This window comes from Kribbella turkmenica (assembly GCF_004348725.1).
In the GTDB taxonomy this organism is placed as follows: Bacteria; Actinomycetota; Actinomycetes; order Propionibacteriales; family Kribbellaceae; genus Kribbella; species Kribbella turkmenica.
The window spans coordinates 20,526-27,674 of sequence record NZ_SMKR01000101.1 but is presented as its reverse complement, the minus strand read 5'-3'; the positions used below and the strand labels follow the sequence as shown (position 1 = coordinate 27,674).

The following is a 7,149-nucleotide window of genomic DNA, read 5'->3' as shown; positions in this document are numbered from 1 at the left end:
CCGTTGGTCGTCGTACTCGCGTTGGCCGTCGGGCTGATCGTGGTGTGGAGGCTGTTCGTACGGCGACCAGGTGGTGCGCTCGTCGTCGTACTGGCGTTGCTGACTGTTGTGCCGATCAAGTCGTTCGTACAGAGCGCCGTGCATGGGGACCGCGAGCGGGCGCAGACGTTCACGGCGCCGCGGTGGTGGGTGTATCCGGATGAGGAGTCGGCGGCTCGGTGGCTCGGAAAGCACTCCGCGCCGACGGACGTCGTCGCCGCCAACACCTGGTGCCGTCCGGCCGGGAAGCAGACGCCGGGATGCGACGCCCGCGGCTACATCGTCAGCGGGATCGCGGGGCGGCGGACGTTGATCGAGGGCTGGGCGTACACGAACCAGGCGATGGCCGAGCAGGGCGCCGGCGGGCGGCGGTACACCGAGCAGCCGTCGCCGTGGCCGGCGCGGGTCGCATTGACGAACCAGGCGCTCGCAACGCCGACCCCAGAGGTGCTGCGGCGGCTGCGGGAGGAGTACGACGTGCGCTGGCTGTACGCCGACGCCCGCAACGGGACCGTGTCACCGGCACTCGATCGCCTGGCAGTGCTGCGACACAGCGTGGGCAAGGTCCGGATCTACGACCTCGGACAGTGATTACCCCGTAACATCAAGTCGGCGTAGGCCGTTACCTCTACGCTGGCCCGCCCGCCCCGTGGCCGAACGCACGCGACGCCGTGACCGCTCGGGAGGGCAGCACCATGCTGGGCACACCACCGAGCAACCCCCTGCCCGATCGAAGCCGTCCATACTTCTCGCGCACCGCCCGCGCGCAGCGCGGGATGTGCGTGGTGCTGGCCTTCGGTGTCGCCTCGTTCTTCTTCCTCGCACCTCTCCAGCCGCCGGAGGCGGCGGCCTACCAGGTGCCATCGGTGCCGTTCGCCCAAGGCGAGTCGGCGAGCGCGACGATGCCAGGATCCGGGCTCACGCAGACGATCACCGTCGGCGGGCAGACCGAGTTGCTGGATGCCACGACGGCGGGCGTGCGGGGAACGGGGCCGACGACGTACGCCCCGCCGATCGCGCGGACGACGCCGGCGCAGGATCTCGTGGTCAACACCGGCACCTGCGCGTCGACCGGCAGTTGCGGCGACCGAGGCACGGTGACGATCGCGTTCAGCCGGCCGGTCCGCAACCCGGTCCTCCATCTCGCGGGGCTCGGCGGCTCCGTCACCCAGACGGTCAACGGCAACCCGACGGCCCAGTCGGAGCTGCACTCGGTCCTGAAACTCGCCACCGCCGGCCTCAGCCTGAGCAAGGTCGGCGCGGGCAACAACCTGACCGTCACCAGCGACACGATCACCGCCGGCAACCACGACGCCGGCCCGAACTGCATCAACACCAAGACCGGCACCGGCCCCGACTCCTCCGCGACGGCCGCCTGCGGCTCGGTGCGAGTGAACGGCGTCGCCGCGAGTATCACCTTCGACGTCACCGCGTTCTTCACCAAGCACCGGAAGCTCCCGGCGTTCAACACCCCGTCCTCCGGCGACGCGTTCTCCGTCGTCGTCTCCACCGGCGAGGACTTCGGTGACGCCCCGGCGTCGTACGGCGCGGCCTGGTCGGTGCTCAGCGACGTACGACTCGGCAAGCACGTCACCGAGGACAACGAGACCGTCGCCAACGGCACGACCGGGCCGACGACACCCGACCAGGCCGACGACGGCGTCACGTTCAAGCCCCTGCGGACCAACTCCACGGCCTACTCCGCCGAGCTCGCCCTGACCGGCGCCTCGGAAGCCGGCCGGGCGTGCGCCTGGATCGACCTCGACCGGGACGGAGCCTTCGAGCCCGCCGAACGCGCGTGCGCGACGTTCGCCCCGGGCCAGAGCGCCGTCACGCTCAACTGGGCCAAGTACGCCCGCCCGACCGCCGGAGCGTCGTACGCCCGGGTCCGCGTCGGCTACAACAACGCTCAACTCGACAAGCCGGCCGGTGCCGCCGACTCCGGTGAGGTCGAGGATCACCCGATCCGGATTGCGCCGCCGCCTCCGCCGGTCCTGGCCGACGACACCGCGACCACCGCGTTCAACACCGGCACCACGGTCGATGTGCTCGGCAACGACAAGCCCGGTGATCCGGCGACGCCGCTGAAGCCCGCCTCGCTGTGCCTGCTCGACGACCAGAAGTGTGTCCCGATGGTCAACGTCGTCGGCCAGGCCAAGTACGTCGCCAAGCCGGACGGCCGGATCGACGTCGAACCGGTGCCCGGCTTCTACGGCCCGGCCAAGCCGGTCACCTATCGCGTTGCCGACAGCAACGGCACCACGGCGGCCGCGAAGCTCACCCTGACCGTCGCTCTCCCGGCCCGTCCGGTGGCAACCGCCGACACCGCGACCACACCACAGAACGTCAGCCTCGCGATCAGACCGCTCGCGAACGACCGCGCCGCGGCCGGCGTCACGCTGGTCCCAGGCTCGGTGGTCCTCCGCGACCCGGCCGACACCACCTTCAAACAGAAGGTCGTCATCGCCGGCGAGGGCCAGTACGTCGTCCGGACGAACGGCGGCGTGGATTTCGTCCCGTTGCCCCGCTTCACCGGTGTCGGCACGCAACTCGGCTACCGCGTCACCGACACCACCAGGCAGACCGCCGAGTCCACGCTGACGGTCACCGTCACGCCGGTCACGCCGGTCGCGAACGGGGACTCGGTGTCGACCCCGTTCGACACCGATGCCGTCGTTGCGGTGCTGGCGAACGACCTGCCCGGATCGCCGGACGCGCCGCTCGACCCGGCCAGCCTCCGGCTCGTGGATCCGGCCGGTCAGAAGCTGGTCGACAAGGTGACCGTGGCGCGGCAGGGGGTGTACCTCGTGGCCGGCGGCAAGGTGACCTTCCGCCCGGTGCGTGGGTTCCAGGGCGTCGGGACCTCGCTGACCTATCAGGTCCTCGACAAGAACGGGACGCCCGCGCGGGCCGAGCTCACGGTGGCGGTCGACGCGCCCGGGCCGCCGGTGGCGAACGCCGACACGATCACGACCCGGCAGGGCGGCTCGATCGTGGCCGCAGTCCTGGACAACGACAAGCCCGGTCCGACCGGATCGGCGCTGGTGCCGGACAGTGTCCGACTGGTCCCGCCGACGCGCGGTGAGCCGGTCACGACCCTCATCGTCGCCGGGCAGGGCAAGTACACCGCCAAGCCGGACGGCAAGATCCTGTTCGAGCCACTTCCGGCCTTCAGTGGTACGGCGAAACCGGTCACCTACCAGGTGGCCGACGGCAACGGCGCGATCGGGAGGTCGACGCTCGCGGTCACCGTGACCAAGGTGCAGCCGGACGCGACGAACGACCTGGCGAGTACGGCGTACGACACGAACGCCACCGTCAACGTGCTGGCGAACGACAGCGCCGGTGATCCGGCGGTGCCGCTGGTTCCGGGCAGTGTGCGGGTGCTCGACCCGAGGACGCGCGAGCCGAGGACCGTGGTCGTCGTCGACGGCGAGGCGTCGTACACGGTCAAGCCGGACGGCACGATCGACGTCGACCCGCTCTCGACCTTCACCGGGGTCGCGGCACCGATCACCTACAGCGTGTCCGACGTGAACGGCACCCTGGTCACCGCGACGCTGACCGTCACCATCGCGAAGCCGCCGCCACCGACGGCCAAGCCCGACACCGGCACCAGCAAGCAGAACGTGCGGTTGCTGCTCGACCCGCTCGGCAACGACGCGGCCGGCCGAGGCACCGGACTCGACCCGCTGAGCCTGGTGCTGATCGACCCGGCCGACGGCTCGATGAAGAAGCTGGTCAAGATTCCCGGGCAGGGCAGTTACCAGGTGAATCCGGAAGGAACGGTCACCTTCGACCCGTTGCCCGGCTTCACCGGTACGGCGACCACGCTGACCTACCGGGTGTCGGACTGGTTCGACCAGGCCACCCGGGCGACCATCACCGTCACGATCACGCCGATCACGCCGGTCGCGGTCGACGACACCGCGACGACGCCGTACGAGAAGACCGTCGCGGTGAAGGTGCTGGCGAACGACGAACCTGGTGACGAGTCGGCGCCGCTGGTGCCGGGCAGCCTGCTGCTCACCGACCCGGCCGACGGCGGGCTGAAGGCAGCGGTGACGATCCCGAACGAGGGTGTCTACACGGCCGCGGGCGGAGTGGTCACGTTCGATCCCGGGGCGACGTTCCGCGGTCCGGGGACCCAGCTGACCTACCAGGTGGCCGACAGCAACGGAACCCTGACCACCGCGAAGCTGTGGATCACGGTCGGGCTGCCGCCGGTCGCGGTCGCCGACGCGGCGTCGACCCTCCAGGACGTCACCGTCACCGTGAACCTGCTGTCGAACGACAGCCCGGGTACCGACGCGGAACTCGATCCCTCCTCGGTCGGGCTGCTCGACCCGGCCGCCCGGACGGCCGGCTACGTGAAGAAGGTGACGGTCGCCGGGCAGGGCACCTACGCGGTCCAGTCGACCGGGGCGGTCGTGTTCGATCCGCTGCCGGCCTTCCGCGGGAAGGCGCTGGCGATCAACTACCGGGTCGCCGACTCGCACCAGAACGTCGCCGCGTCGACGCTCACGCTGACCGTCACGCCGGTCTGGCCGGTGACCGTGGACGACTCGGCGATCACGCCGTACAACCAGCCGATCACGGTGAACGTGCTGGCCAACGACAAGGCCGGTGACGCGTCCGCGCCGCTCGTCCGGTCGAGCCTGGTGCTGAAGGACCCCGCCGGCGGTTATCGCAAGAGCGTCACCCGGGCGGGCGAAGGGACCTACACGGCCGGTGACGACGGGGCGATCTCGTTCACGCCGGTCAAGGACTACCAGGGAGTGACGACGCCGGCGACGTACCGGATCACCGACGACAACGGGACGACCGCCGAAGGGCTGCTCTTCCTGACCGTCGGCAAGGGACCCGAGGCGGCCGCCGACACGATCACCACCAAGCAGAACGTCACCGCGACGGTCGATCCGCTGGCCAACGACAAGCCGGGAACCGATGCCCAGCTCGACAAGTCCACCGTCCAGCTGTACGGCCTGGCGGTGCGGAGTTGGGGTCGGAAGGCGACGATCCCCGGCCAGGGCGTGTTCAGTGCCGACGAGGTGACCGGGCGGGTCACGTTCGACCCGCTGCCGACGTTCCGCGGGGTCGCGTCGGTCGCCTACCGGGTGACGGACACGAGCCGGAACACGACCGCCTCGACGGTCGCGTTCACGGTGCAGCCGATCGTCCCGGTGGCGGCCGACGATGCGATCGCGACGCCGTACGACACCGCGGTGACGGTGGCGGTGCTGTCGAACGACAAGCCGGGAGACGCATCCGCTCCGCTGGGCGAGGTGCGGCTGATCGATCCGGCGACCGGCGATCCGGTGCCGTCACTGGCGGTGCCGGGGCAGGGGACCTTCGTTGTCCAGCCTGACGGTGGGATCCGGTTCGCGCCGGTCGACGGCTTCGCCGGTACGGCGACGCCGGCCGGCTACCAGGTGGCCGACCGCAACGGGACGACCGCCTCGGCCGCGGTGACGATCACGGTTCAGACTCCGCCGGTGGCGGCAGCTGATGCGGCGCGGACCAGGCAGCACGTGCCGGTCGTGATCGACCCGCTGGCGAACGACAAGGCCGGCCCGGGCGCGAAGCTCGATCCGGAGACGCTGCTGCTGGTCGGCCCGGACGCGGCGCTGGTCGCACAGGTGACCGTCGCGGGCGAGGGCGACTGGGTTGTGGCCAAGGGCAAGGTGACGTTCACCCCGGTGGCCGCGTTCACCGGGACGGCCCGGCCGGCGGCGTACGCGGTGAAGGACAGCAACCGGAACACGGCCCGCGCGACGATCACGGTGACGGTCGTGCCGGTGCGCCCGGTGACCGTGGACGACAGCGCGCGGACCGCCTTCGGGAAGCCGGTCGTGGTCGCGGTCCTCGGCAACGACAAGGCTGGTGACCCGTCCGCGCCGCTCGTGCCCGGCTCCGTCGTACTGCGGGACCCGGCCGACGGGAAGGACAAGAAGTCGGTGACCGTCCCGGGCGAAGGTGTTTTCGCGGCCGGAGCCGACGGTGCGGTCACCTTCACCCCGGCGAAGGGCTTCGTCGGGACGACGCGGACCGTCGCCTACCGGGTGACCGACGAGAACGGCACCTCGAACACCGCGCTGATCGAGGTCACGGTCGCGCCGCCGGTCCTGGTCAAGGCGACGGCGGACACCGCGACCGGCACGCCCGGAAGCCCGGTCGCGGTCAACCCACTGCTGAACGACAGCGGCTCGCTCGACGGTCGGACGGTGTGTCTGCGCACCGGACCGGCGACCTGCACGAAACGGATGACCGACGCGTCGGGCACGTGGTCCGTCGCTCAGGACGGAACGATCAGCCTGACGCCCGCCGTCGGCCTCACCGGGAAGGCCGAGGCGATCTACGAGCAGACCGATGCGACCGGCGGCACCGTCGCGGCGCCGGTGACGTTCGCGGTCGGGGCGCAGCCGGCCGCGGACCTGCGGTCGGTCGACCGCGCGCAGATCCCGGCGACCGGCGGACCGTCGCCGATGCTGCTGACCCTCGGCGCACTGCTGACAGCCCTCGGAGCGACCCTCGCGGCGATCTCCCGGCGATCGCGCTAGTGTCCTGCGTCCGGCTCGAGACACTGGAGGTCCTGGACCAGCATGACCTCGTCGCGGTAGTCGTCGGCGGCGACGCGGACCGCGCGGGGGTGGCGACCGACGATGCGGTAGCCGAGCGGCTCGTAGAACTTCTCCAGGCCGAGACCGTCGCGGATCGTGAGCTGCAGCTGCTCCAGCCCCAGTTCGACCGCCGAGCCGCGCAGGCCTTCGATCAGCAACCGGCCGGCGCCGTTGCCCTGGTACTTCGGGTGCACCATCAGCCGGAGCACCGTGCGCCAGTGCTTCTGGAGCGCGCTGCCCCGGCTCACGAGCAGACCCATCCCGACGTACCGCTCGCCGTTGTGCAGGATCCCGAGGAGATCCAGGCCGGCCGAGACCCGGCCCAGCGCCTCGTCCAGCGTCTCCGCGACCAGCCCCACCGGGGCCGGCGCCGTGAACCCGACCGCACCACCCGCGTCGGTGGCCGCTGTCCACGTGTCCAGCAGATCGGCCCGCAACCCGGGATCGCCCACCTGATCCGGCTCCACCACCAGGTACTCCACCACACCTC

Annotated in this window: 2 protein-coding genes and 1 pseudogene; 2 read left to right on the top strand and 1 reads right to left on the bottom strand. The window is 71.0% G+C overall.

Going from position 1 to position 7,149, the window contains the following annotated elements; translation table 11 throughout:
• Both E1218_RS36195 and E1218_RS22295 read left to right on the top strand, forming a co-directional pair.
• Positions 1 to 630 (top strand): annotated as a pseudogene (locus tag E1218_RS36195) (hypothetical protein); the annotation flags it as partial.
• A gap of 104 nt (positions 631 to 734) precedes the next feature.
• Positions 735 to 6,599, top strand: coding sequence for an Ig-like domain-containing protein (locus tag E1218_RS22295; protein ID WP_233712381.1), 5,865 nt, complete (start codon positions 735 to 737; stop codon positions 6,597 to 6,599).
• Here E1218_RS22295 and E1218_RS22290 read toward each other — a convergent pair.
• Positions 6,596 to 7,144: a GNAT family N-acetyltransferase gene (locus tag E1218_RS22290; RefSeq protein ID WP_233712380.1), complete on the bottom strand. Its 549-nt coding sequence runs from the start codon at positions 7,142 to 7,144 to the stop codon at positions 6,596 to 6,598. The two genes, E1218_RS22295 and E1218_RS22290, sit on opposite strands and share 4 nt — an antisense overlap.
• Positions 7,145 to 7,149: the final 5 nt, after the last annotated feature.